Below are 21,690 nucleotides of genomic sequence, written 5' to 3' on the forward strand. Positions count from 1 at the left end.
TCCAAAACAAGGCGCAGGCAACTGCGCCTTTTTTCCATCCAGAAAAGACAAGCACATGAGCAATCAAACCCGCGTCCGCAAAGCCGTGTTCCCAGTTGCAGGCCTGGGCACCCGTTTTCTGCCCGCCACCAAGGCTTCACCCAAGGAAATGCTGCCTGTGGTGGACAAGCCGCTGATCCAGTACGCCGTGGAAGAGGCGTACGAGGCAGGCATCCGCGACATGGTCTTTGTCACCGGCCGCAGCAAGCGGGCCATTGAAGACCATTTCGACACTTCGTACGAACTCGAGAACGAGCTGGAGAATGCCGGCAAGCAGGCCATGCTGGACCTGGTGCGCAGCGTCAGCCCTGCCGATATGAACTGCCTGTTCGTGCGCCAGCCCCGCTCCCTGGGCCTGGGCCATGCCGTTCTGTGCGCGCAACCCCTGGTCGGCAATGAACCCTTTGCCGTCATCCTGGCCGACGACCTGATGACAGGAGAGAATGGCGGCCCCGGCGTGATGGCGCAGATGACGGCCGCTTTCCAGAAGCAGGGCCGCTCTCTGCTGGCCGTTCAGGAAGTTCCGCTCGAGCACACCAAGCGCTACGGCATCGTAAAGGGCGAGCCCGCAGGCGGCCCACTGATGCGCATCGACGAGATCGTGGAGAAGCCCGCTCCCGAGAAAGCGCCATCGCGCATGGGTGTGGCGGGCCGCTACGTGCTGACACCCGCCATCTTCGACGAGATCCGCAACCAGCCAAAGGGTGTGGGTGGCGAGATCCAGCTGACCGATGCCATCGAACGACTGATGGCTCATGAAGCCGTCTATGCCTTCCAGTATGCTGGCAAGCGCTATGACTGTGGCAGCAAGGAAGGCTTTCTGGAAGCCACGGTGGAGCTGGCGCTGCAGCACCCCGATGTGGGCGACAGCTTTCGCGAATACCTCAAGAACTTGAGCCTGTAAGCAAGATCGGCAAAAGCCGCTCTGATGACAAAAGGCCTGCGCTTGCAGGCCTTTTGTCCGTCCAATGCTCTCAGGCCGATTCAGCGCTCAGCGCCGACGCAGGATATGGATGAATTCATCACCGACCGTCTGCTGCTCGACCAGTTCATTGCCGGTCTGCTTGGCAAATGCCTGGAAGTCCCGTATCGAGCCGGTATCCGTGGCCACGACCTTGAGCAACTGACCGCTTTGCATGGCAGCCAGCGCCTTCTTGGCCTTGAGAATGGGCAGCGGACAGTTCAGGCCGCGGGTGTCAACTTCTTGATCTACTTGCATGGGGTGGATTCCTCGTCAGCGCCGATTGTAGAAAAACCAGGCGCTGGCAGTGCCAGCGCGGTCTTTGCTCAATCCAGAGCCGGTGCCACCGTAAAGCGAGTGTCCTCAGCCCAGCGTCGCACAGGCCATTTGGCGGGATCAGGCTCCGGATTCTGGCCGGGACGGAAAGCGCCAAAGCGCGGCTCGAAGCCTTTTTGCTTGATCCACTCTGCCAAAGCGTAGCCCGTGCCTGCAGGCCAGCACAGCGACTCCTGGGCCGTCTGCCAGCGGTATTCCAGCAGCTCGGGCGAGAGCTTCACATCCTCAGGTCGGCCCTGCACGCGCACATGGTACGCAATCAGCACCTGATTCATGCGCAGAAACTCCGAGCAGCACAGCAGACGCAGTGCCTTCACGCGCAGCCCCGTCTCTTCGAGAACCTCACGACAGATACCGGCTTCTGGCGATTCACCGGCTTCCATAAAGCCCGTAATCAGGCCGAAAACGCCCTCTTGCCACAGCGCATTGCGCGCCAGCAGCACCCGGCCGTCATCCCCCTCCACCACAGCCGCCAGCACCGGCGTGGGATTGCCCCAATGCGTGAACCCGCAACTCGGGCAACGCAGACGCTGCACCTCGCCGCTGTCCTCGCTGGCCACAATCCATTGCAGCTCAGTCGCGCAGTTGGAACAAAAGCGGACTTCATAAGCCATGAAGCTCTCCGTATTCTTGATATTGGTAGCACTCAGCGCTTGATGGATAAGCGCTGACTGTCATTTGGAGCTTTGATTGTCTTTTGCGCTATCACGCAAAAGACATTGCTCATGCCGGAAACACGCCTGTAGAGAGGTAGCGATCACCACGGTCGCACACCACAAACACGATGGTGGCGTTCTGCTCGCGTTTGGCAATTTCCTGGGCCACCCACAGTGCCCCGGCGGCCGAGATGCCCGCGAAGATGCCCTCTTCGCGCGCCATGCGGCGGGCCATGTCTTCGGCATCGTCCTGCGTCACATAGACCAGCTCGTCAACCAGCGAAGCGTCATAGATCTTGGGCAGATACTCCTCGGGCCACTTGCGGATGCCAGGAATGCGCGATCCCTCGGAAGGCTGAGCGCCGATGATCTTGATGTTCGGATTCTTTTCCTTGAGGAACCTGGCCACGCCGGTAATGGTGCCGGTAGTACCCATGGCACTCACAAAGTGGGTGATCTCACCACCGGTCTGCTCCCACAGTTCCGGCCCTGTGGTTTCATAGTGGGCCCTGGGATTGTCGGGGTTGGCAAACTGATCCAGCAGCACACCCTTGCCCTGGGCCACCATCTGGTCGGCCAGATCGCGCGCATATTCCATGCCGCCACTCTTGGGCGTCAGAATCAGTTCGGCGCCGTAAGCCTTCATGGTCTGTGCGCGTTCGATGGACAGGTCCTCGGGCATGATCAGAATCATGCGATAGCCCTTGATGGCTGCAGCCATGGCCAAGGCAATGCCGGTGTTGCCCGACGTTGCCTCGATCAGTGCGTCGCCCGGCTTGATCTCGCCGCGCTCTTCAGCACGCTGGATCATGGACAGCGCAGGCCGGTCCTTGACGGAGCCAGCCGGGTTGTTGCCTTCGAGCTTGCCCAGCACTACGTTTGCACGTTCACGGTTTGCATCCGCGCCGATGCGTTGCAATGCCACCAGCGGCGTGTGACCGATAGCATGTTCGATGGTCGAATAAGTTTTCATGTCCAATACTGTGCCATAATTCGCGTCTGCGCTAAGCGAAGCCCGGGTGGTGAAATTGGTAGACGCAGGGGACTCAAAATCCCCCGCCGCAAGGCGTGCCGGTTCGATTCCGGCCCCGGGCACCATATACAAAAAGCCGTTAAGTCTCAAAGACTTAACGGCTTTTTTCTTTGCCGCAATTGTCCCCTCGCAATTTGCGATTTGGCGCATCTCAAAAAAACGATTAGCGCAAAAACCATGCGACGACATCCGAAAGCATGCCTGTGTCCTCCCGCTTGCATGGCGAGATAGCAGCTCTTGCTTTGGGCAGAGGCGCGGACCTCAAGCCCCAGCCAACAAGGCGTCAGTCGACCTGGCATCCCCCACGCCTCGTAATTTCCCGCATACAAAAAAATCACCCAAATACCGTGTATCCCGTGCATTAGCGCAGGTTCGCGATATGCCGACCAGCTCGTAATTTGCACCCACGAAGCAGGCAGGCGCGGCGGGAACGTCATGTCCCTCTGAAGGGTAAAAGTAAATCAAAATACGCACGGAATACAAATCGTTCGTATTCGACAACAATGTCAGAGCCACTCCTACATTGGACATAGCTATCAGAACTTAATACTTATTGCATTAATTAACGCTAGCTCATCCACCCAGCACACGAGCTCAAGAAACCATATGTCTACGGATAGCACGTCACGCTTCACGAAGAATGTCATCCCTATGGATGAGGTTCTGACACGGACTGGGTTATCAAGATCGATGCTCTACAAGCTGTTGCGCAAGGACAAGTTTCCTCATCCCACACCGATGAGCAACAGAGCCATTGGCTGGTTTGAAACGGATGTCGAAAGCTGGCTGCAGGCGAGCAAAGCAATTCGCCAAGCGAACCTGGTTCTACCTGTCGTCTACATGGCGGGAAAAATGGGGACAGCTTTAGACAATGAGAACCTGGGCAGAGAGTTTTCCTGTTGGCGAATCTTCGACGTATCCAGATCCAAGGCACTTGGTGATCTAGGGATCGAGAATTCAGATACCGATGTGTTGATCGCGCCGCCGGAAGAAATGCTATTTCACGGAACTCGTACGAGGTTCATGTATTCAGGTCCGTGGAAAGCGAGAAATGGCAGCCATGGATACATGCATGGCGCGAACTCTTACTCTCCCTCCAGCCCACAAAGCGCAGCCTATCGCGGAGCTCTTCAAGGCATCTCACGGGCCGACGTTGTTGTCGCCTATCTCGAAGATCTGGAGGCTTTTGGAACGCTGGTTGAGATCGGCTATGCAAGAGCGGGCAATAAGAGAGTGATCGTGATTACTGCACCTGCCCTCAAGAAGCAGCGACGAGACAAAGACTGGGACCATGGCATTTGGTTCGCTATTCGGGCAGCTGATAGACACATCGAACTACCAGACCATCCTGGCTCCAGCCAGAGCGACCTCTGGCGATCAGCACATGCGCATGCAGCATCGGTCATTTCGGAGTGGTATCCCCATTCATTGACTCCCCCTCCTAGTGCCGCCGAATAGAGTGCAGTGGTCAGCTCAGATTTACTTCATAAGGAGGCCGCCTCACGATCTCCCGTCCCGCCCACTCGTTGAATGTCTCGAACAGCTATTGCAACAGGGCAACCTCATTCTTGTCACCGGCAATGAAGAGGCTGGCAAACGAATCCGCGCCATTCCTATGTGCGACATGCGCAACTTCGCGGCCGACCCATCCATGACATCGATGAAGCGTCAAAGCTGCTGGATCGCAGCCATGTGAAAGCAGCACGCAAGCTTTGTCCAACAAGGACCACATGCTTGAAAGTGACCAGGTAAAAGCTCCTTCCACCTCATGAAAGAAATTTCTCTATCAAGAAACCTGCAAAAAATATTTCAAACTCAAATATCATTTCAATATGAGATTTCAGACAGAGTATTTTTACATATAAGACCTAAAACACAGTTAACAACAGTATTCAAATAATTCCCATCAATATTGCACATCTGACGGCTTGCGCCCTGGTTCTTACTTGCATTTTTCCGTAAATATTTTTTATATGCGTTGACACAGTCAAAGGGCTTATTTGCAAGTAGGACGCAACCTCGAGAGAGCTTTTTCCTTGGGCTATCAATTTTAATATTTCCACTTCTCTTTCAGTCAGAGACTCAAAGCTCTTGTGTTTGAAGATACTTTCCTCATGAAAATTGGCCTTGAATATTTTTGGAATGATTTTCTTCGCCACTACTGGAGATATAGCGGCTCCACCATTCGCAACTTCCAGCACAGCTTGCGAGTAGCTTCCAAACCATGAGTTCTTCACTAGGTACCCAACAGCGCCTCTTTTAAGAGCATTCATGGCCGCGTCGTCGTTTTCACTTGCAGAAATTGCAATGCTCAGCACGTCAGGCCTCTTTAGCTGGATCGATTCCAGCAACTCGGTTCCTTGGCCTTCACCAAGAGACAGGTCAATGAGGAGCACATCGAACTCTTGCAAAAAGATGTTCTTACGAGCCTCTCTGTAACTGGAGGCCTGCCCAACCAGAAGAGTGCGCGGGTCACGCATGAGCTCCTGCGAGATCACATTCCTGACATGGCTGTCTTCGTCAACCAGAAAGACTCGCACCGGCTGGTTCTGCTGACCCTTCATGTCGGACGGCCACATGCGCCCAAAGACAGTAGATGTGACTTCTGCACTGCCTGCATCATCAAACCGTGAGCTCATAAATGCGTCGGATAGATACATGTGACACTCCATTTGATGAGTCGATTTCTTGGGAATCTCGCGAAAAAATAGAATTCATCCCATTGAAAATCCACAAAAAACAAATAAAGAAAAATAAGGTTTAAATTTTTACAAATTAATACTTGAATACAAGGTATTAACTTAATCTCATCACAAAAATAGATGTAAACCCTTTATTTTTGAAACAATGGACATATAAAATAAAAAGAAATATAGATTACATTTTTTAGCATTGTAAGAATTTTCCAACAAGCACTATTCTTTCAATAGCACATCATCCACAAGCCACAACAAATCAATCATTTTTTTCATCATTTTAAATTCTTCAAAAAATATCTTTGAATGGGGTATTACTGTTTCTCCGTCGTTTTCTGAAACTGCCCTCACCGAAAGCAGTTTTGGAACGTAACAAAGCACTCCAGAACTTGTTGACGGTTAACACTGGCCTTTGCGAACCAGCATCGGTCTCTCGCTCACACACTCTCAGTTGTCTGGGAACTCGCTATTCAAAGGAATGATCATGAAAAAGTCTCTGATTGCCATGGCGGTTATTGCGTTGGCTGGTGTTGCATCTGCTGCTGTGAGCAGCTCAAGCATTGCAGCCACAAACACGACGTCGAGCGCATCGTCTGCCACGCTGTCGGGTGCGGCCAGCTCGGGCAACGGAAGTGCGCTGAGCATGAATAGTGCAACCTCCGGTGCGACGTCGAATGCAAACGCTGCTGGCGGCGCTATCGGCGCAGGCGGTTTTGGCATCGGTGGGGCAGCTGTCGGCGGTAGCGCAACTACTTTCGGTAATGTGAAGAGCCTTTCCGCAACCACCGGCAACGGTGTTGCAGGCGGCGTAGCGGCTACCAATGCCAATGCGGGCTCGACTGCTGCTGCCGGCTATAACGCAGGACCCGTCAGTGGCACGGCCTTCGGCGGCGCCTCTTCTCAGACCGCGAATGTTGCTGCAACTGGCGCCGGCCCTGGCGGCGGCTTGGCTTACATCAACAACAATGCTGGCACCACCTCTGGCTACAACGCCACATCGGGAGCCGTTTCCTCACCTTGGGGCTCGCTGACCAATACCACATCGAACGCAGGCTCTGTGGGTACCGTCCATCAGAATGCCGGTTCCTGGGGTAACGCCGGCTACTTCTCCAACGGTGGTGGCACCTCCGGTACTGCTGGTGCAGGCTCTACTGCCAATGCCAACTAAGGCAGCTGTCCCAAGATAGTTGTGTTTGTCCCGGGTCTGGCTGCCTGGCCGGGCTCGGGCAACGTAGGAGCAAAGCATGAAATTCTCAATAGCTCTGTTAAGTCTTTGCGTTCCTTTGTGCAGTTATGCGCAAAGTGCCGACAGCAGCGCGCAAAGCTCCTCTAGCTCCTCTTCCGTGGGGGCGCAACAGAATCAGTCGGTCACCATTGTCAATCCGGTCGTTGCCCCGGCGGAAAGTCGATCTGTATCCACGATGGACAGCAGATCCACTTCAACCTCCGATCAAAACATCACAACGAACGGCACGACCACCCAGAACCTGAACAGCACTGTGTCCGGGACGTCCAAGAACATTGTGGAGTACACAGGTACTTACACCATGAAGAACGTTCCCAGCGTGAACGGCCCCAATCTCACGACCAGCAATGACACCTGCATGGGCAGCAGCAGCGGCAGTGCCAACGGCCCTGGCTTTGGCGTGAGCTTCGGCACCACCTGGACGGACGAGCATTGCAAACGCCTGAAAATGAGCCGTGAGCTCTGGAACAAGGGCATGAAGGCAGCCTCGCTGGCAATGGACTGCATGGATCCCGCCGCTCGCGTGGCACTGGAGATCACGGGTTCGAAATGCCCGCAATCCATGACCGCAGATGAGCGCCGGAACAACTACGGGCCGGATGCTTCGGCACAAGGTAGCCCCACTCCCGCTTCAGCTCCCACAGAGGTTCAGTCAAGTTTGACACCTGAAGTCACTCGCCCCTCGCTTGTAACATCTGTGATGGATGACCCACGTACAGCACAGCTGTACGACAATTAGTGGGCGTGATTCCTAATCTAGGAGGCCGCTATGGGCAAGACTCTAGCTCTTTTAGCGATTGCACTGTGTTGCGCTTCATCTTTGGCTGCACCCGACTCCAGGGCCATCAATGAACCGTTGAGCATTCAACGCCAGATCTTCGGAAGTGGCGAGCAAGGTGCAGCAGGCTCGCAGCAAGCAGAGCCGGTGGGCGACTATGGCGTCTGGCATGTGCCGCAGTACCTGCCTGGCTATCCGACTGCAGCAACGATATGGCCCCGCGCTATCCCTGTGAAATGCAAGGACAGGCAGTGCGAAGGCTATGTGATTACCCCGCAGATGGGGCCAGGTGAGTACCTGTTCTTCGTGCCTACAAGCGAATAGACTGGTCAAAGGCATAACAGGACGGCAGCACTCCTTTGGTGCTGACAGCAACTCACCTAACAAGGGCGGGCTTCAACCCGCCCTTGTTGATTTGTGCTCTGCAAATATGCAGCCACTCAACACTGATAACGACTTCAAGCGAAGTACCTGCAGACAAATCGATCCAGCCTCGACCCCATGTCGACATCATGGGCGCAACGCGTTTTTTTCCAAAGGAACGCCACGACAAATTTTTGCGCCTGAATTTCGAATACAATCCGCATCCCTCCAGGGTGAGTGCAGGGAGTTGAAATCCCCGCAGCAGGGTGTTCCGGTCCAATCCGGCACTACATACCCCAGCCGAGAAGGCTGCTTCACTCCATCCAGCCTTCCGTTCTCCACGCGAAAAGCCGGCGCATCAATTACGCCACAGCCCCATGCCTTTCCCTTGCCGGGATAAGGCAGGATCTCTCTTGCTCGCTCATCTTTTCGAAGTTGCACCGCCACTGTGCATAACTTTGCGCAATCTGGTGCGGATCCATGCCTTGCAATGCCATGCCTGGCACCGACAGCATCGTCCATCTGGCAAACATCCATTCGCTTCAAGCCTATGGCACATAGCAGATCACCAGGGGTATTTCTCTCTGAAAAATGCCTTTTGAACACCGCTGCACTTGTACTGTCAACGAGATCCATTGCTGTCAATCCGAGCAACCCAGGCTTGAGTCAAGCCACAAAAAAGCGCTGTCCATGACAGCGCTTTTTTTCCACAGATCATGTGGACATGACTGTGGATATTCAGTGAAATCCTGGTGATAACAGCACACAAGCCCTTGTACTTGCGGGCTGAAAGGTAGGTTGCCTCCAAATCAGGCAATTGCAATACAAGGGTTAACCCTTTGCCTCATTCAGAGCTGGCGCCGAATCACCATACGCCCCGACTCGGTGATATGCCAGTGCTTTTCTGCATCCTGCTCCACCAGCCCCCGCTCCAGCAGGCGCTTGGAGAGATATTCCTTGGCGGCCGACCACAGAGAGACATCCTCGCCCAGCTCCAGCTTCTTGAGCGTTTCCAATTCATCGACCGTAGGTTCATACACAGGTGCGCGATAGACTGCGGTTTGCATGGTGACTTCTCCTAAGCTCGTGCGATGACTGGCCGCTTCGGCTCCGAAGCGCCTGAGAGCCAAGATAAACCTGTCATCCGCGACACGCAATAGTTACCCGCCTGCTTTACCTTTATTCACCCAAGCCATACCCCACCCTCACAGACCTGGCAGCCTGACAACAGGCTGCCAACTCATTATTCAGGAGCTGACCACCTTTATGCTGTATGCGCTTGCTGTACTTTTCGCCTTTCAGCTACTGGGGGAGTTCCTGGCCCGCGTCACGGGCCTGCCCCTGCCCGGCGCGCTGATCGGCATCCTGCTTTTGCTGCTGGGCCTTCTGTTTTACAAACGCCTACCCAAGACACTGGAAGATACTGCTCAGGTTCTGTTGCAGAACATGATGCTGCTTTTCATCCCCGTCATTGCAGGCGTGATGTTGGAATTCGACCACCTGCGCCGGGAATGGCTGCCGTTTGTGCTGGCCTGCATTGCCGGAGCTGCCATCACATTCACGGCAACCGCCCTCACCTTCCGCTTCTGCCTGCAGCGCCAACGCACTCGCAAGCCGGATGACGAGTCCGCAGCAAAGCAGGAGCCCAGCGCATGAGCACACCCCTGCTTGAACGCCTGCACACCGCCTGGCTGAGCCTGGCCCAAGGCTCGCCCCTGCCCTGGCTGGTGCTGACCATGCTGGTCTATCTGGCGGCCATGGCCATCTACAGGAAAAGCGGCAACCGCCCCATGCTGATTCCGGTGTTTACCGGCGTGGTCGTCATCGTCGCGATTCTGTTGCTCACAGGCACGCCTTATGAAACCTATCGCAGCGGCGTATCCCTGCTGGGTCTGATGATAGGCCCGGCCACCGTGGCACTGGCCATCCCGCTCTACGCCCAGCGCGAGCGCATCCGTCAGCTGTGGTTGCCCATCAGCGTGGCGCTGCTGGTGGGCTGTCTGGTCGCTCTGTTTTCGGCGCTGGGCATCGCCTGGGCCTTTGGCGGCTCGCAAGCTACGCTGATCGCCGTGGCCCCCAAGTCGGCCACCATTCCCATCGCCCTGCCAATGGCCGAGCGTTTTGGAGGGACACCTTCGCTGGCCGCCGTGGCCGTGGCCATTACCGGCATCAGCGGCACCATGATGGCACCGCTGCTGTGCCGCGTCCTGCGTCTCAAGGATCCAGCGGTTCAAGGCTTTGCCATCGGACTTACGGCCCATGCGATTGGCACGGCACGCGCCATTCAGCTCAACCCCACGGCCGCTGCGTTCTCCGCTCTGGCCATGGGTTTGAACGGCGTGGCCACGGCTGTGCTGATGCCACTGGTGCTGGCCATTACCCCCTGGATTTAAAACAATAGCTGCTGGCGCTTGATGCATAACCGCTGGCAGCTATTTTTGATTAGGCTTGCGCTCGCTACGCCGGTAAGCTGCAAGCGCCCCCAGAATCAGCGCCATCCCCAGCCACTGCGCCGGCTGCGGCTTGGCACCAAACCAGAGCAGATCCACCAGCAAAGCCATGACGGGGTAGATAAAGGACAAGCCGGCGATCGCCTGCGCCTGCAGTCTTTGAAATGCCGTGTACATCAGTGTGTACATCCAGGCCGTGTGCACCAGGCCCAGCACCAGCACCGCAGCCCAGACCTTGGGACTGAAGAGTGCCTGGGCGCGCAGCTCCCACACCCAGGGCAGCAAGCTCAGTGCACCAAGCAGCATCTGCAGCATGGCTATCTGCGCCGGCGCAAGCCGCCTGAGCCGCTGGGTGGCCAAGGTGGCCAGGGCATAAAGACTGGCTGCCAGCAGTGCCAGCACAATGCCCAAGGATTGCCCTTGCGACGCCTGCTGGTCAGTCAGCCCGACCAGGCCGCTGCTCAAGCCCACGCCTACCAGCGCCAATACCAGCCAGGGCAGCCGATTGAGCGGCAGAGGCTCGCCCTGCAGCAGAGCCGCCAGCAGCAACAGCAGGAAGGGCTGTACGTGATAGACCACCGTGGCAATGGCAATGCCGCTGTATTCATAGGCACGAAACAGGCACAGCCAATTGACGATGAGCGCCGCAGCCCCCAGCAGCAGCCAGCCGCTCTCGCGCCAGGTCGGCTTGGACCACTGGCCCGACCAAAGCACCCAGGCTGCCAGCCCGAGTCCGCCGAGCAGGCAACGCAACCACACCACCCACAGCACGGGCAGGCCGCTCTCCACCACCAGCAGGCCGATGGTTCCGGAAAGCGCCATGGCCAGCACCATGCGCCAGCTACCGCCGGCTGCTGCATTGGGCGGCGAGGTGGCGGCCAAAGCCGGCTTGGAAGCCAGCACTTGCAAGGAGGAAGATGTCTGGGAAGTCATGATGGCATAGTCCCTCAATCACCTCCAAGCATCAATACAGCGCTATTCCACTTACTATTACCCACAGATCAACAATCAAGCTGAACCATGAGCACAGAGCCCGGCCTGCTTCCTGAAATGCTGGTTTTCGCCAAGGTGGTAGAGCTGCGCAGCTTTGCCGCCGCCGCGCGGCAACTGGATCTGACCACCTCGGCCGTCAGCCGCAGCGTGGGCCGGCTCGAAGCCCATTGGGGCGTGCAGCTGCTGCATCGCACGACCCGCTCGCTGTCCCTGACCGAGCTCGGAGCCGAGGTCTATGCAGCCTGCAGCCAGCTGGCACAGACGGCCAGCGATATCCACGCCATTGCCGGCCATTACAGCGGCGTGCCGCGCGGCACGGTGCGACTGACGGCTCCAACCATCTTTGGGGAAATCTGGCTCAGTGCACAGCTGCCTGCGCTGCGCCGCCAATGGCCCGAGCTTGAGGTCGCCGTCAGCCTCAGCGACCAGATGCAGGATCTGGCGCAGCAAGGTCTGGATCTGGCCATCCGCCTGACCCGGCCCGAACAGCTACCACCGCATATGGTGGCGCGCGAGCTGCGCCAGGTGCGCTACATCGCCGTGGCCTCGCCGGCCTACCTCAGGGGTCTGATCAAGCCGCCCGAACATCCACAGGAGCTGGGACGCGAGCATGGCGTGGCATGCATCACGCTGGGCTATGGCGACTTTCAGAGTCGGCTGCAATGGGTGCACGGCCCAATTCGCAGCCCAGAGGCTGTCGTGACCGAAGTCGCCGTTCACTCTCCTTTGTCCATGGACAGCAGCACCGGCATCATTAACTTGGCATTGCAGCATCAGGGCATAGGCCTGGTGGCAGACTTTGCGGCCCAGGCCGTGCTGAGCAGCGGTGCGCTGGTCCAAGTGCTGCCCGACTGGCAGCTGACGGGCAATTACGCGCCGCGCACCGCCTATGCACTGTATATGCCCTCGCGCCACCTGCCGCTCAAGGTGCGGGCGCTGATTGATCACCTAGTCGATGCCGGAAAGCATTAAACCCATGACTCAAACTGGCCCAATCGCAGCCGCCTGATGGCCAGCCGTATCGACAGTCGCTGCGGCGGCCTGTGGCCAGAAAAGAGCCCGCACTTCGGCACTGGCATAGGGCAGGATCAGCGCAATCCCGCTCAACATGCCGCCCGCATCGGCGGCAGCGCTGCCCAGACCCGATTGCAAGACAGGGCCGGTAAAACAGGACACCAGCAAGCCGGCAAGCGTTGAGCTCACAGCCAGACTCGGCGCCCAGCTCCTGAAGCGCAGTTGCCCGTAAAAAGAAGCCAGCGTAGTCACAACAACCACCGCCATGGCCAACCATACCCCAGGCGGATAACGCTTGATGCCGCCAAACTGCACCATGCTGTCATGCACTGACTTCAGACTCGCCGGGATCAGCGGGAAAAAGGCGTCCAGGCACAGGCCCGCCACAGGGATGAGCATGGAGGCAAGAACAATGGCCCGGTATGCTGATTTCTTCAATACCCTCTCCCTCGATGCTTTACCGCGCATCGTATCGGGATATCCCCATTCGCCCGCTACAAGCTTGTGGACAATACCAACCACTTAATGGGATAAGAGCATCAAGTCTTTGATCTGTAAAGACTTTTCAATGGCCGCTTAATTTTTAAGCAAATCACACTATACGGCTCTTAAAGCCTACAAACTCCGCATTTCATAGCAGCTCATGCCTACCCAAATTGGGCTGTAGCCCAGTTTTCCCCACTAAATCACTACAAGCTTGTGGACAAACCGGAGCAAGCACTTGAATAAGCGACTTAACTCCTTGTCACATTAGGAAAAATGGGGTGCTGATTATTTTTTAATCAGCACCCCATTCATGCACTAAAACTCAGTCACTCAGCGCAGCGGCCCTTGCCAATCTCCCAGGCAGTAGGCACTGTCCCAGAACATCCATTCCAGCCGGGCCGCATCCTTGTAGGCCGCATGCATGGCCGCGCGCGTGGCCTCGGTGGCCTCCTCGGCCAGGCGATCCACCGTGGCGCAGACGCCGCGCACCGCAGCATGAAACTCCTCGCTGGCATAGGTGTCCACCCAGGCCTGATACGGATTGTCCTTGGCCGAGCGCGCATGAATGTCGCGCCCCACCTCGGCATAAATCCAGAAGCAGGGCAGCAGCGCGGCCACGGCCACCGGGTAAGTGGCGCTCCATGCCGTGGCCAGCAGATAGCTGGTGTAGTGATGGCAGGCCGGCGTCAGTGGCGTGGCTGCAAACTGCTCGGGCGTCACGCCGAAGTCACGCATGAAGCCGCCATGCAGAGCGCGCTCCACCACCACGGCCTCATTGGCGGCATTGGCAAACTGCACCACGCCTTCGGCGTTATCGGATTTCGCCGCCGTTACGGCCAGCGCTCGGCCATAGGCGACGAGGTAGTGCGCATCCTGAATCATGTAGTGGCGAAAGCGCTCCCGGCTCAGCGTGCCGGACGCCAGCTCCTGGTTGAAGGGCAGCTCCAGGGTACTTTGAAACAGTGCCTGGTTGGCGTTCCACAGACTTTGGCTGAAAGACATGATTCGACTCTCCACTGCAAGAATTCATAGCAGCCAGCGCTTTACTGGCCGGGCAAGCAATCATTCTTGCCTAGATACCTGCATCGAAGGCCCAAAGCCCGGCGGCCATGCGGTCAAAGCTGTATTTCAAGGATGGCGCTCTGGCTTTCGACCTGTGGCCTCCTGTGCCTTGTGCTGCAACCACTGGCTGAACACCCGCAGCGCTGGCGACGGTTGTGCCTCGGCCGCCAGCTCGGGCGTGACCAGGTAATAGGCGCGGTTACCGCGCAGCGGCTGGGGACAGGCGACGATGAGATCGCCGCGCGCAATCTCCTGCTCGATCAGCATGGGCGGGATCAGGGCTACGCCCAGACCCTGGCTGGCAGCCACGGCCAGCATGGAAAACAGTTCGAGCCGCATGCCGTCGAGCGCCCGCGGCGCATCGACATGCATCGCGTCGAACCACTGGCGCCAGCCCTGGGGACGCGTGCTTTGCTGCAGCAGCGGCAGGCGCGCAATCACCTCGGGGCCGACCGGCAGCCAGGCACGGCCTGGATCACGCTGCTGGGCCGTGGCCAGCAGTTGCGGGCTGCACACGGGCACGACTTCCTCGTCCATCAGCCACTGCGCCTGCACGCCGGGCCAGCGGACCACCTGCTCGGGCGTGCCCGCGTAGAGAGCGGCATCGAATACCGTGTCGGCAAACAGGAAAGGCCGGGTCTGCACATCGATATGCACAGTGATGTCGGGGTGCTGCTGTGCCAGTTGCGGCAGGCGCGGCAGCAGCCAGCGCGTGGCAAAGGTGGGCACGGCCGCCAGATTGATGGGGCCGCCCTCGCCCTGATGGCTCATCAGATCCAGCGTGTCGCGCTCCAGCCCCTGCAGCCAGCGTCCCACCTGCTTGGCGTAATGCAGTCCCGCATCGGTGAGCAGCACGCCGTGGCGTGTGCGCTTGAACAGCGCCACGCCAACAAACTCCTCCAGCGCAATGATCTGGCGCGAGACGGCACTTTGCGTCAGCGACAGCTCCTGCGCAGCCTTGGTGTAGCTGACATGGCGGGCAGCCGATTCAAAGCAGGCCAGGGCCTGGGTGGAAGGGAGAACTCTGCGCATATCTCTTGTGCTTAGAACGCATCAATCAATCTAAAAACAACGGGGAAACCCTGAATAATTCTTTTATACATGCGTTTTACTCATCCATAGATGATTATTCATCGTTTGCCAGCCCTTGTTCTGCAAACCTAATATGTGTGCAAGCACTCAGGCGGAAATGCGCCTGCAATCCGACACCTTGCATTCAGGAGATGAACATGGCCAATGGCTACCAGTGGGACGACTGCTTCCAGCTCGACCAGCAACTGACCGGAGACGAGCGCATGATCCGCGACGCAGCGCGCGAGTACTGCCAGGACAAGCTCAAGCCTCGCGTGCAAGCCATGTTCCGCAACGAGTCCGTGGACGTCAGCATCTTCCGCGAGATGGGCGAGCTGGGCCTGCTGGGCCCCACCATCCCCACGCAATACGGTGGCGCGGGTCTGAACTATGTGAGCTACGGCCTGGTGGCGCGCGAGATCGAGCGTGTTGATTCGGGCTATCGTTCCATGGCCTCCGTGCAATCGTCGCTGGTGATGGTGCCCATCAACGAGTTCGGCACCGAAGCGCAGAAGATGAAATACCTGCCCAAGCTGGCTTCGGGCGAGTTCATCGGCTGCTTCGGCCTGACTGAGCCCGACCACGGCTCCGACCCCGGCTCCATGGCCACACGCGCCTACAAGGTCGACGGCGGCTATCGCCTCAAGGGCAACAAGATGTGGATCACCAACAGCCCCGTGGCCGACGTGTTCGTGGTCTGGGCCAAGGAAGTCTCCGAGGACGGCACCGTGGGCCAGATCCGCGGCTTTGTGCTGGAAAAGGGCATGAAGGGTCTGTCCGCCCCCGCCATCCACGGCAAGGTGGGCCTGCGCGCCTCCATCACTGGTGAAATCGTGATGGACGATGTGTTCTGCCCCGAAGAAAACGCCTTCCCCGACGTGCGCGGCCTCAAGGGCCCGTTCACCTGCCTGAACAGCGCCCGCTTCGGCATTGCCTGGGGTGCGCTGGGTGCGGCAGAAGACTGCTGGCACACCGCCCGCCAGTACACGCTGGACCGCAAGCAGTTCGGCCGTCCCCTGGCCGCCAACCAGCTGATCCAGAAGAAGCTGGCCGATATGCAGACCGAAATCACGCTGGGCCTGCAAGCCGCGCTGCGCGTGGGCCGCATGAAGGACGAACACCAGAACGTGATCGAGATCACCTCTCTGGTCAAGCGCAACAACTGCGGCAAGTCGCTGGACATCGCCCGCATGGCGCGCGACATGCTGGGCGGCAACGGCATCAGCGACGAGTTCGGTGTGGCCCGCCACCTGGTGAACCTGGAAGTGGTGAACACCTACGAAGGCACGCACGATGTGCACGCACTGATTCTGGGTCGCGCCCAGACCGGCATTGCGGCGTTTGCGAACTGATAGCTCCCCCTGAGCGGCTACGCCGCTTCCCCCTCTCTCTTCGGGAGGGGGACGGCAGCTTCGCCGCGAGGCGGCTCTTGCTGGCTGCCCTTACCTCGGGGCAATGCCAACCACCGCTATTCATTTGTTAGCTAGTACCGCTTGATTTGTCTGTGTTTTGGATAGTTTTCATCTCAAAACCCAGACAAATAAAGCGTAAGCAGCTATTTATTTCATTGTTTCGCTTTACGGGGTCATCCGACATGAACGCATCGACAAGCACTTCCACGGGCGCACTGGCAGGCATCAAGGTGCTGGATCTGTCGCGCGTGCTGGCGGGCCCCTGGGCCACTCAGATGCTGGCCGATCTGGGGGCCGACGTGGTCAAGGTGGAGCGCCCGGTTGCCGGCGACGATACGCGCCACTGGGGCCCTCCGTTTCTCAAGGACGATGCGGGCAACGACACGCGCGAAGCCAGCTACTTCACGGCCTGCAACCGCAACAAGCGCAGCCTCACCGTGGACATGGCACACCCCGAGGGCCGGGCCCTGCTGCAGCGCATGGCGCAAGAGGCCGATGTGGTGGTGGAGAACTTCAAGACCGGGGGGCTCGCTCAATACGGTCTGGACTATGAGAGCCTCAAGGCGCTGAACCCGCGCCTGGTGTACTGCTCCATCACGGGTTTCGGCCAGGACGGCCCTTATGCCGAGCGCGCCGGCTATGACCTCATGGTGCAAGCCATGTGCGGCCTGATGAGCATCACCGGCCATGCAGATGGCGAACCCGGTGGAGGCCCTCTCAAGGTGGGCGTGGCCGTGATCGACGTGTTCACGGGGCTCTATGCCAGCAATGCCATCCTGGCTGCACTCAACGCCCGCGACAATGCGAGAAACGGCACCGGCCAGGGCCAGTACATCGATATGGCTCTGCTGGACGTGGGCATGGCCGTGCTGGCCAACCAGGCTGCAGGCTTTCTGGCCACCGGCCAGGCGCCGGGACGCGCCGGCAACACCCACCCCAGCCTGGCGCCGTATCAGGACTTTCCGACATTGGACGGCAATGTGCTGCTGGCCATAGGCAATGACGGTCAGTTCGCGCGCTTTTGCGCAGCCATCGGCCAGGACGGCTGGGCCCTGAATGCACGCTTTGCCACCAATACCGCCCGTGTACAGAACCGTGCTGCACTGCTGGAGTTGATGAAGCCACAGATGCTTCAGCGCAGCACGGCGGACTGGATTGCGCTGCTCGAAGACAAAGCCGTGCCATGCGGCCCCATCAACACCATTGCCCAGGCCTTTGAAGACCCCCAGGTCAAGGCACGCGGCATTCAGAAAAGCTTGCCGAGAAACGCCTGTGACGACATTGGCCATATCGCCACCGTCGCCAACCCCATACGCCTGTCGGCCACGCCGGTGACTTACCGCAACGCCCCGCCTGCCCTCGGCCAGCACACCGATGAGGTGCTGCGCGAATTCGGACTTGATGACAACGCCATTGCTGCGTTGCATGAGCAAGGAGTGGTTTGAGGCCTTCACGGCCAAAGCAAGCTCCTGACAACAAAAGAGGGCCCAAGCCCCGAAAACCGCAGGCAATTTCACCAGAGATGCACTGCCAATCACACTTTCCAAGGAGACATTGATGTTCAAGTTCACAGCCACCGTTCTGGCTGCCATGGCTTTTTGCGGCGCTGCACAGGCACAAGGCGCCTATCCCAACAAGCCCATCCGCCTGCTGGTTCCCTTTGCTGCAGGCGGCACGACCGACCTGATCGCCCGCATCATTGCCGAGCCGCTGAGCCGCGAACTGGGCCAGTCCGTGGTGGTGGAAAACAAGGGCGGCGGCGGCGGCAGCATCGGTGCCTCCGAAACCGCCCGCGCCGCGCCCGATGGCTACAACCTCGGCATTGCCACCGTGTCCACCACGGCGACCAACCCGGCCATCAACCCCAAGATTCCCTACAACGTCGCCACCGACTTCACGCCCATCGTGAACATTGCGGCCACGCCCAACATCATTGCGGCCAATCCCAAGTTTGCCGGCAAGGACTACAAAAACTTCCTGACCGAGATCAAGAACAATCCTGCCAAGTACTCCTACGCTTCGCCCGGTCTGGGCTCCATCACCCATCTGATGATGGAAATGTTCAAGCTGGAAACCAAGACCGAGATGACCCACGTGCCCTACCGTGGCTCCGGCCCTGCGCTGAACGACACCGTGGCCGGCCAGGTGCCGCTGATTTTCGACAACCTGCCCTCCACCCTGCCCTTTGTGAAGGAAAAGCGCCTCACGGCGCTGGTCGTCGCAGCCCCCCAGCGCGTTGCCGCCCTGCCTGATGTGCCTACCTTCAAGGAAATCGGCCTGCCCCAGGTCAACCGCATGGCGTACTACGGCATCGTCGGCCCCAAGAACCTGCCCAAGGAGGTGGTGGCCAAGATCAATGCCGCCGTGCGCAAGGCCGTGCAGGACCCCAACGTGAAAAAGCGCATCGAGGAAAGCGGCTCCATCATCATGGCCGACACCCCCGAAGCCTTTGCCAAGCAGATGGCCGAAGAGCTGGCCGTCTACAAGAACGTGGTGCAAAAGCAGAATCTGAAGATGGACGAATAAGCGTCTGCTGCGCATAAAAAAAGCCCTCGCCGGCACATACCGGCGAGGGCTTTTTCTTTGCCTTGCCTCATGCACAAGCCAGGTGCCCATGCCTGAAACTGGTGCAGCACAAGACCTGTTCTCAGAAGCGGTGACGGATGCCCACCAGGGCACTGGTGCCGGACTTGTTGGGAATGTCCATGCTCACGCGGTCATACATGGCCACGGCATAGACATCGGTGCGCTTTGACAGGAAATGGTCGTAGCCCAGGCTGACGGTGGTGCGTGTGCCGCTGACATTGCCCACTTCCGACTTGGTACGCGCCGCTGCAGCCTTGAAGGTTCCAGGCGTGCCGCTGACTGGAATGTCCAGACCCAGCGAGTAGGTGGTGTTCTCACGATCCTGGGCGTTGATCTTGGCCTGGCCGTAAGTGGCATAGAGCTTGGCCACGCTGAAGTCGTAGCTGCCGCCCACCATCCAGTTGCTCTTGGTCGGCATCACCGCCAGCGATACCGGGTTGTTGATCTGCGCACGCTCGTAGAACGCGGTCAGGCTCAGCGGTCCGCCCGAGTACATCAGGTTCAGGCCCACATTCTTCTTGCCCTTGTTGCCACTGCTGCTCTGCTCGCCGAACTGGTAATGCACATTGGCCTTGAGACCGCCGAAGCTGGGCGTGGAATACAGGATCTGATTGCTCCAGCCGGTGTTGGATGCCGTGGTCAGGCTGTCCGCGCCCCAGGCCGCAGTCGTCATATTGGCATGCAGCACCAGCGGCGAGACTGTGAAGGAGTCGCCAAACGGATTGGTCAGCACAGTGGGCAGAAAGTTCGGTGCCATGCCACGACCCAGGCTCACACGACCAAAGCTGCCAGCCAGACCCACATTGGCATCACGCGAGAAAAAGGGGTCGGCATCAAAGCGACCAGGAGTACCGGTATCGGCACGAAAAAAGCTGGTGATATTGAAGTCGGCCTTGAGACCGCCACCCAGATCCTCCACGCCTTTCACACCCCACCAGGAAGTGGTCAGACCGCCGGAGCCGACCGAGGCCACGCGTTCTTGCCCTGCCAGCTTCATGGAGCCCGCATAGCTATCGATGGTGCCGGTGAGCTGCACGGAACTCTGGGCCTGAGCCGACAGGCTGGCCACAGCCAGGGCGATGGTGGTGAAGGTAGCGGCAAACGCTTTCATGGATGGTTTCCTCTCTAAAAAGTTTGAGACAAACCACCCATGCAAGAGTCAGGCCAGTTTTGTATACAAAACTAGGACTTCAAACGAAAGCTGTCGGCCAGCTTGAGCATCATGAACAACCAGAGCGCGCCGCCCATGGCAATCAGCAGGCCGCCCACCAGGCCTATATGCGTCATGCTCCATTGCTGGCTCACGATGCTGCCCAGCAGTGCGCCGCCGCCAATGCCGATATTGAAAATGCCCGAGAACATGGACATGGCCACATCGGTGGCATCGGGCGCCAGATTCAGCACCTTGGACTGCATGGACAGCGCAAAGCAGATCATGGAGATGCCCCAGACCGAGCTTTGCAGATACAGGCTCCAGACATGCGTGCTGCTCATGACCAGCAGCAACAGGCTCAGCGCCAGCACGCCGATGGACGCCAGCAGAAAGCCGCGCGGAAAGCGCAGACCGAACCAGCCGAACAGCACGCTGCCCACAATGCCCATGCCGCCATACAGCAGCAGCACGGCCGTGGTCACATCGCCGGCGTGGCCGGCAATGTCCTGCACAAAGGGCTCGATATAGCTATACGCCGTGAACTGGCCGGTAATCACCACCACCAGCAGCACATAGATGCCGACCAGGGCCGGGCGTCTGAACAGCATGGGCACACTGGACAGGGAGCCTGCGTTCTCGCTGGGCAGCAGAGGCAACAGCTTGCCCAGCACCAGCATCACCGCCGCTGCCACCGCGCCAATGGCCAGAAACGTCATGCGCCAGCCCAGCCATTCACCCACGATGCGGCCCAGCGGAATACCCAGCACCATGGCCACGGAAGTACCCGTGGCCAGCAGGCTCAGTGCCATGGCCTTCTTGCCCGGAGGCGCCACCCGCACGGCCAGAGAGGCCGTGATGGACCAGAACACCGCATGCGACAGCGCAATGCCGATACGGCTGATGACCAGGGATGCATAGCTCCAGGCCACGCCCGATACCAGATGGCTGAGCACAAACACCGCAAACACACCCATCAGCAGCTTGCGCCGCTCCACCTTGCGCGTGAGCAGCATGAAGGGCAGCGAAGCCAGCGCCACCACCCAGGCATAGATGGTGAGCATCAGCCCGACCTGCTCCACCTGCATGTCAAAGCTGGCGCCAATGCTGCTGAGCAGACCGACCGGCACAAACTCGCTGGTGTTGAAGACAAAAGCACCCAGCGCCAGCGCAATCACGCTGAGCCAGGCCTGGGTGGGAGATCGGGTCGATTCGATAGGGGCAGTCAAGGTTTCTGTCATGCAATAAGGCGTGCTGGCGTCTGGCGCCGCAAAACCCGAAATTGTGCGCTTGCAGCATGACAGCAGACAGACGGCCCGGCCTTGCCCCATCAATCAATGGGGTCGGACCGGGCGACG

Annotated in this window: 23 protein-coding genes and 1 tRNA gene; 12 read left to right on the top strand and 12 right to left on the bottom strand. The window is 58.6% G+C overall.

Features of this window, described 5'->3' with window-relative positions; genetic code table 11:
• Positions 1-55: 55 nt before the first annotated feature.
• Positions 56-943, top strand: coding sequence for a UTP--glucose-1-phosphate uridylyltransferase GalU (galU, locus tag MPZ60_RS18585; RefSeq protein WP_034352895.1), 888 nt, complete (start codon positions 56-58; stop codon positions 941-943).
• Positions 944-1,030: 87 nt separating this feature from the next.
• Here galU and MPZ60_RS18590 read toward each other — a convergent pair whose 3' ends face one another.
• From MPZ60_RS18590 to cysM, 3 genes are all read right to left on the bottom strand, one after another.
• Positions 1,031-1,258 (bottom strand): sulfurtransferase TusA family protein, encoded by a 228-nt coding sequence (locus MPZ60_RS18590; protein ID WP_034352897.1) that lies wholly within the window; start codon positions 1,256-1,258, stop codon positions 1,031-1,033.
• A 68-nt stretch (positions 1,259-1,326) separates the two neighbouring features.
• Entirely contained in the window at positions 1,327-1,950 is a 624-nt protein-coding gene (locus MPZ60_RS18595) for an NUDIX domain-containing protein (protein WP_003069116.1), read from the bottom strand.
• 109 nt (positions 1,951-2,059) lie between these two features.
• Positions 2,060-2,965: a cysteine synthase CysM gene (cysM, locus tag MPZ60_RS18600; RefSeq protein WP_003069113.1), complete on the bottom strand. Its 906-nt coding sequence runs from the start codon at positions 2,963-2,965 to the stop codon at positions 2,060-2,062.
• A 40-nt stretch (positions 2,966-3,005) separates the two neighbouring features.
• Between cysM and MPZ60_RS18605 the strand changes: the two genes are divergently transcribed.
• Both MPZ60_RS18605 and MPZ60_RS18610 read left to right on the top strand, forming a co-directional pair.
• Positions 3,006-3,090: transfer RNA gene (locus MPZ60_RS18605), tRNA-Leu, on the top strand.
• Positions 3,091-3,631: 541 nt separating this feature from the next.
• Positions 3,632-4,483 carry an AlpA family phage regulatory protein gene (locus tag MPZ60_RS18610; RefSeq protein WP_034352902.1) on the top strand — a complete coding sequence of 284 codons (852 nt, stop codon included), beginning with the start codon at positions 3,632-3,634 and terminating at the stop codon, positions 4,481-4,483.
• 434 nt (positions 4,484-4,917) lie between these two features.
• Here the strand turns inward: MPZ60_RS18610 and MPZ60_RS18615 are convergent, their stop codons facing one another.
• Positions 4,918-5,685, bottom strand: a complete 768-nt coding sequence (locus MPZ60_RS18615) for a response regulator transcription factor (protein WP_034352905.1) — start codon at positions 5,683-5,685, stop codon at positions 4,918-4,920.
• 580 nt (positions 5,686-6,265) lie between these two features.
• Here MPZ60_RS18615 and MPZ60_RS18620 point away from each other — a divergent pair.
• The 3 genes from MPZ60_RS18620 (at position 6,266) to MPZ60_RS18630 (ending at position 8,069) form a co-directional block, all read left to right on the top strand.
• A complete protein-coding gene (locus MPZ60_RS18620) occupies positions 6,266-6,889 on the top strand; it encodes a hypothetical protein (RefSeq protein ID WP_231905900.1) in 624 nt (207 codons plus the stop codon).
• A 379-nt stretch (positions 6,890-7,268) separates the two neighbouring features.
• Positions 7,269-7,706: a hypothetical protein gene (locus MPZ60_RS18625; protein ID WP_034403339.1), complete on the top strand. Its 438-nt coding sequence runs from the start codon at positions 7,269-7,271 to the stop codon at positions 7,704-7,706.
• 117 nt (positions 7,707-7,823) lie between these two features.
• Positions 7,824-8,069, top strand: coding sequence for a hypothetical protein (locus tag MPZ60_RS18630; protein WP_230847525.1), 246 nt, complete (start codon positions 7,824-7,826; stop codon positions 8,067-8,069).
• Positions 8,070-8,255: 186 nt separating this feature from the next.
• On the opposite strand, the gene MPZ60_RS18635 is transcribed toward MPZ60_RS18630, so the two are convergent.
• Together MPZ60_RS18635 and MPZ60_RS18640 are read right to left on the bottom strand one after the other, a co-directional pair.
• Positions 8,256-8,744 (bottom strand): hypothetical protein, encoded by a 489-nt coding sequence (locus tag MPZ60_RS18635; RefSeq protein ID WP_131324642.1) that lies wholly within the window; start codon positions 8,742-8,744, stop codon positions 8,256-8,258.
• 212 nt (positions 8,745-8,956) lie between these two features.
• Positions 8,957-9,175: a hypothetical protein gene (locus MPZ60_RS18640; protein ID WP_003069105.1), complete on the bottom strand. Its 219-nt coding sequence runs from the start codon at positions 9,173-9,175 to the stop codon at positions 8,957-8,959.
• 199 nt (positions 9,176-9,374) lie between these two features.
• Here MPZ60_RS18640 and MPZ60_RS18645 point away from each other — a divergent pair, with 199 nt between their 5' ends.
• Together MPZ60_RS18645 and MPZ60_RS18650 are read left to right on the top strand one after the other, a co-directional pair.
• A complete protein-coding gene (locus tag MPZ60_RS18645; protein ID WP_034353487.1) occupies positions 9,375-9,764 on the top strand; it encodes a CidA/LrgA family protein in 390 nt (129 codons plus the stop codon).
• The gene (locus MPZ60_RS18650) at positions 9,761-10,501 is read left to right on the top strand and encodes an LrgB family protein (protein WP_003069102.1); all 741 of its coding nucleotides are present in this window, start codon (positions 9,761-9,763) and stop codon (positions 10,499-10,501) included. Before MPZ60_RS18645 ends, MPZ60_RS18650 begins: the two co-directional genes overlap by 4 nt.
• A gap of 39 nt (positions 10,502-10,540) precedes the next feature.
• Here MPZ60_RS18650 and MPZ60_RS18655 read toward each other — a convergent pair whose 3' ends face one another.
• Positions 10,541-11,491 (bottom strand): DMT family transporter, encoded by a 951-nt coding sequence (locus MPZ60_RS18655; RefSeq protein WP_122974719.1) that lies wholly within the window; start codon positions 11,489-11,491, stop codon positions 10,541-10,543.
• A gap of 87 nt (positions 11,492-11,578) precedes the next feature.
• Between MPZ60_RS18655 and MPZ60_RS18660 the strand changes: the two genes are divergently transcribed.
• Positions 11,579-12,523, top strand: a complete 945-nt coding sequence (locus MPZ60_RS18660; protein ID WP_034353489.1) for a LysR family transcriptional regulator — start codon at positions 11,579-11,581, stop codon at positions 12,521-12,523.
• Positions 12,524-12,532: 9 nt separating this feature from the next.
• On the opposite strand, the gene MPZ60_RS18665 is transcribed toward MPZ60_RS18660, so the two are convergent.
• From MPZ60_RS18665 to MPZ60_RS18675, 3 genes are all read right to left on the bottom strand, one after another.
• The gene (locus tag MPZ60_RS18665; RefSeq protein WP_242610874.1) at positions 12,533-13,033 is read right to left on the bottom strand and encodes a hypothetical protein; all 501 of its coding nucleotides are present in this window, start codon (positions 13,031-13,033) and stop codon (positions 12,533-12,535) included.
• Positions 13,034-13,381: 348 nt separating this feature from the next.
• Positions 13,382-14,053, bottom strand: coding sequence for a thiaminase II (tenA, locus tag MPZ60_RS18670; RefSeq protein ID WP_034353494.1), 672 nt, complete (start codon positions 14,051-14,053; stop codon positions 13,382-13,384).
• 126 nt (positions 14,054-14,179) lie between these two features.
• Positions 14,180-15,145 (bottom strand): LysR family transcriptional regulator, encoded by a 966-nt coding sequence (locus tag MPZ60_RS18675; protein WP_034353497.1) that lies wholly within the window; start codon positions 15,143-15,145, stop codon positions 14,180-14,182.
• A gap of 197 nt (positions 15,146-15,342) precedes the next feature.
• Between MPZ60_RS18675 and MPZ60_RS18680 the strand changes: the two genes are divergently transcribed.
• The 3 genes from MPZ60_RS18680 (at position 15,343) to MPZ60_RS18690 (ending at position 19,122) form a co-directional block, all read left to right on the top strand.
• Positions 15,343-16,536 carry an acyl-CoA dehydrogenase gene (locus tag MPZ60_RS18680; RefSeq protein WP_034353723.1) on the top strand — a complete coding sequence of 398 codons (1,194 nt, stop codon included), beginning with the start codon at positions 15,343-15,345 and terminating at the stop codon, positions 16,534-16,536.
• Between the two features lie 242 nt (positions 16,537-16,778).
• Entirely contained in the window at positions 16,779-18,041 is a 1,263-nt protein-coding gene (locus MPZ60_RS18685) for a CaiB/BaiF CoA-transferase family protein (protein WP_034353501.1), read from the top strand.
• Between the two features lie 112 nt (positions 18,042-18,153).
• Positions 18,154-19,122, top strand: coding sequence for a tripartite tricarboxylate transporter substrate binding protein BugE (locus tag MPZ60_RS18690; RefSeq protein WP_034353504.1), 969 nt, complete (start codon positions 18,154-18,156; stop codon positions 19,120-19,122).
• A 121-nt stretch (positions 19,123-19,243) separates the two neighbouring features.
• On the opposite strand, the gene MPZ60_RS18695 is transcribed toward MPZ60_RS18690, so the two are convergent.
• Together MPZ60_RS18695 and MPZ60_RS18700 are read right to left on the bottom strand one after the other, a co-directional pair.
• Positions 19,244-20,293, bottom strand: a complete 1,050-nt coding sequence (locus tag MPZ60_RS18695; RefSeq protein ID WP_034353507.1) for a porin — start codon at positions 20,291-20,293, stop codon at positions 19,244-19,246.
• Positions 20,294-20,364: 71 nt separating this feature from the next.
• Positions 20,365-21,573, bottom strand: coding sequence for a sugar transporter (locus MPZ60_RS18700; protein ID WP_034353511.1), 1,209 nt, complete (start codon positions 21,571-21,573; stop codon positions 20,365-20,367).
• Positions 21,574-21,690 lie beyond the last annotated feature (117 nt).

The sequence above is a fragment of the Comamonas sp. 7D-2 genome, from assembly GCF_022749555.1.
In the GTDB taxonomy this organism is placed as follows: Bacteria; Pseudomonadota; Gammaproteobacteria; order Burkholderiales; family Burkholderiaceae_C; genus Comamonas; species Comamonas thiooxydans.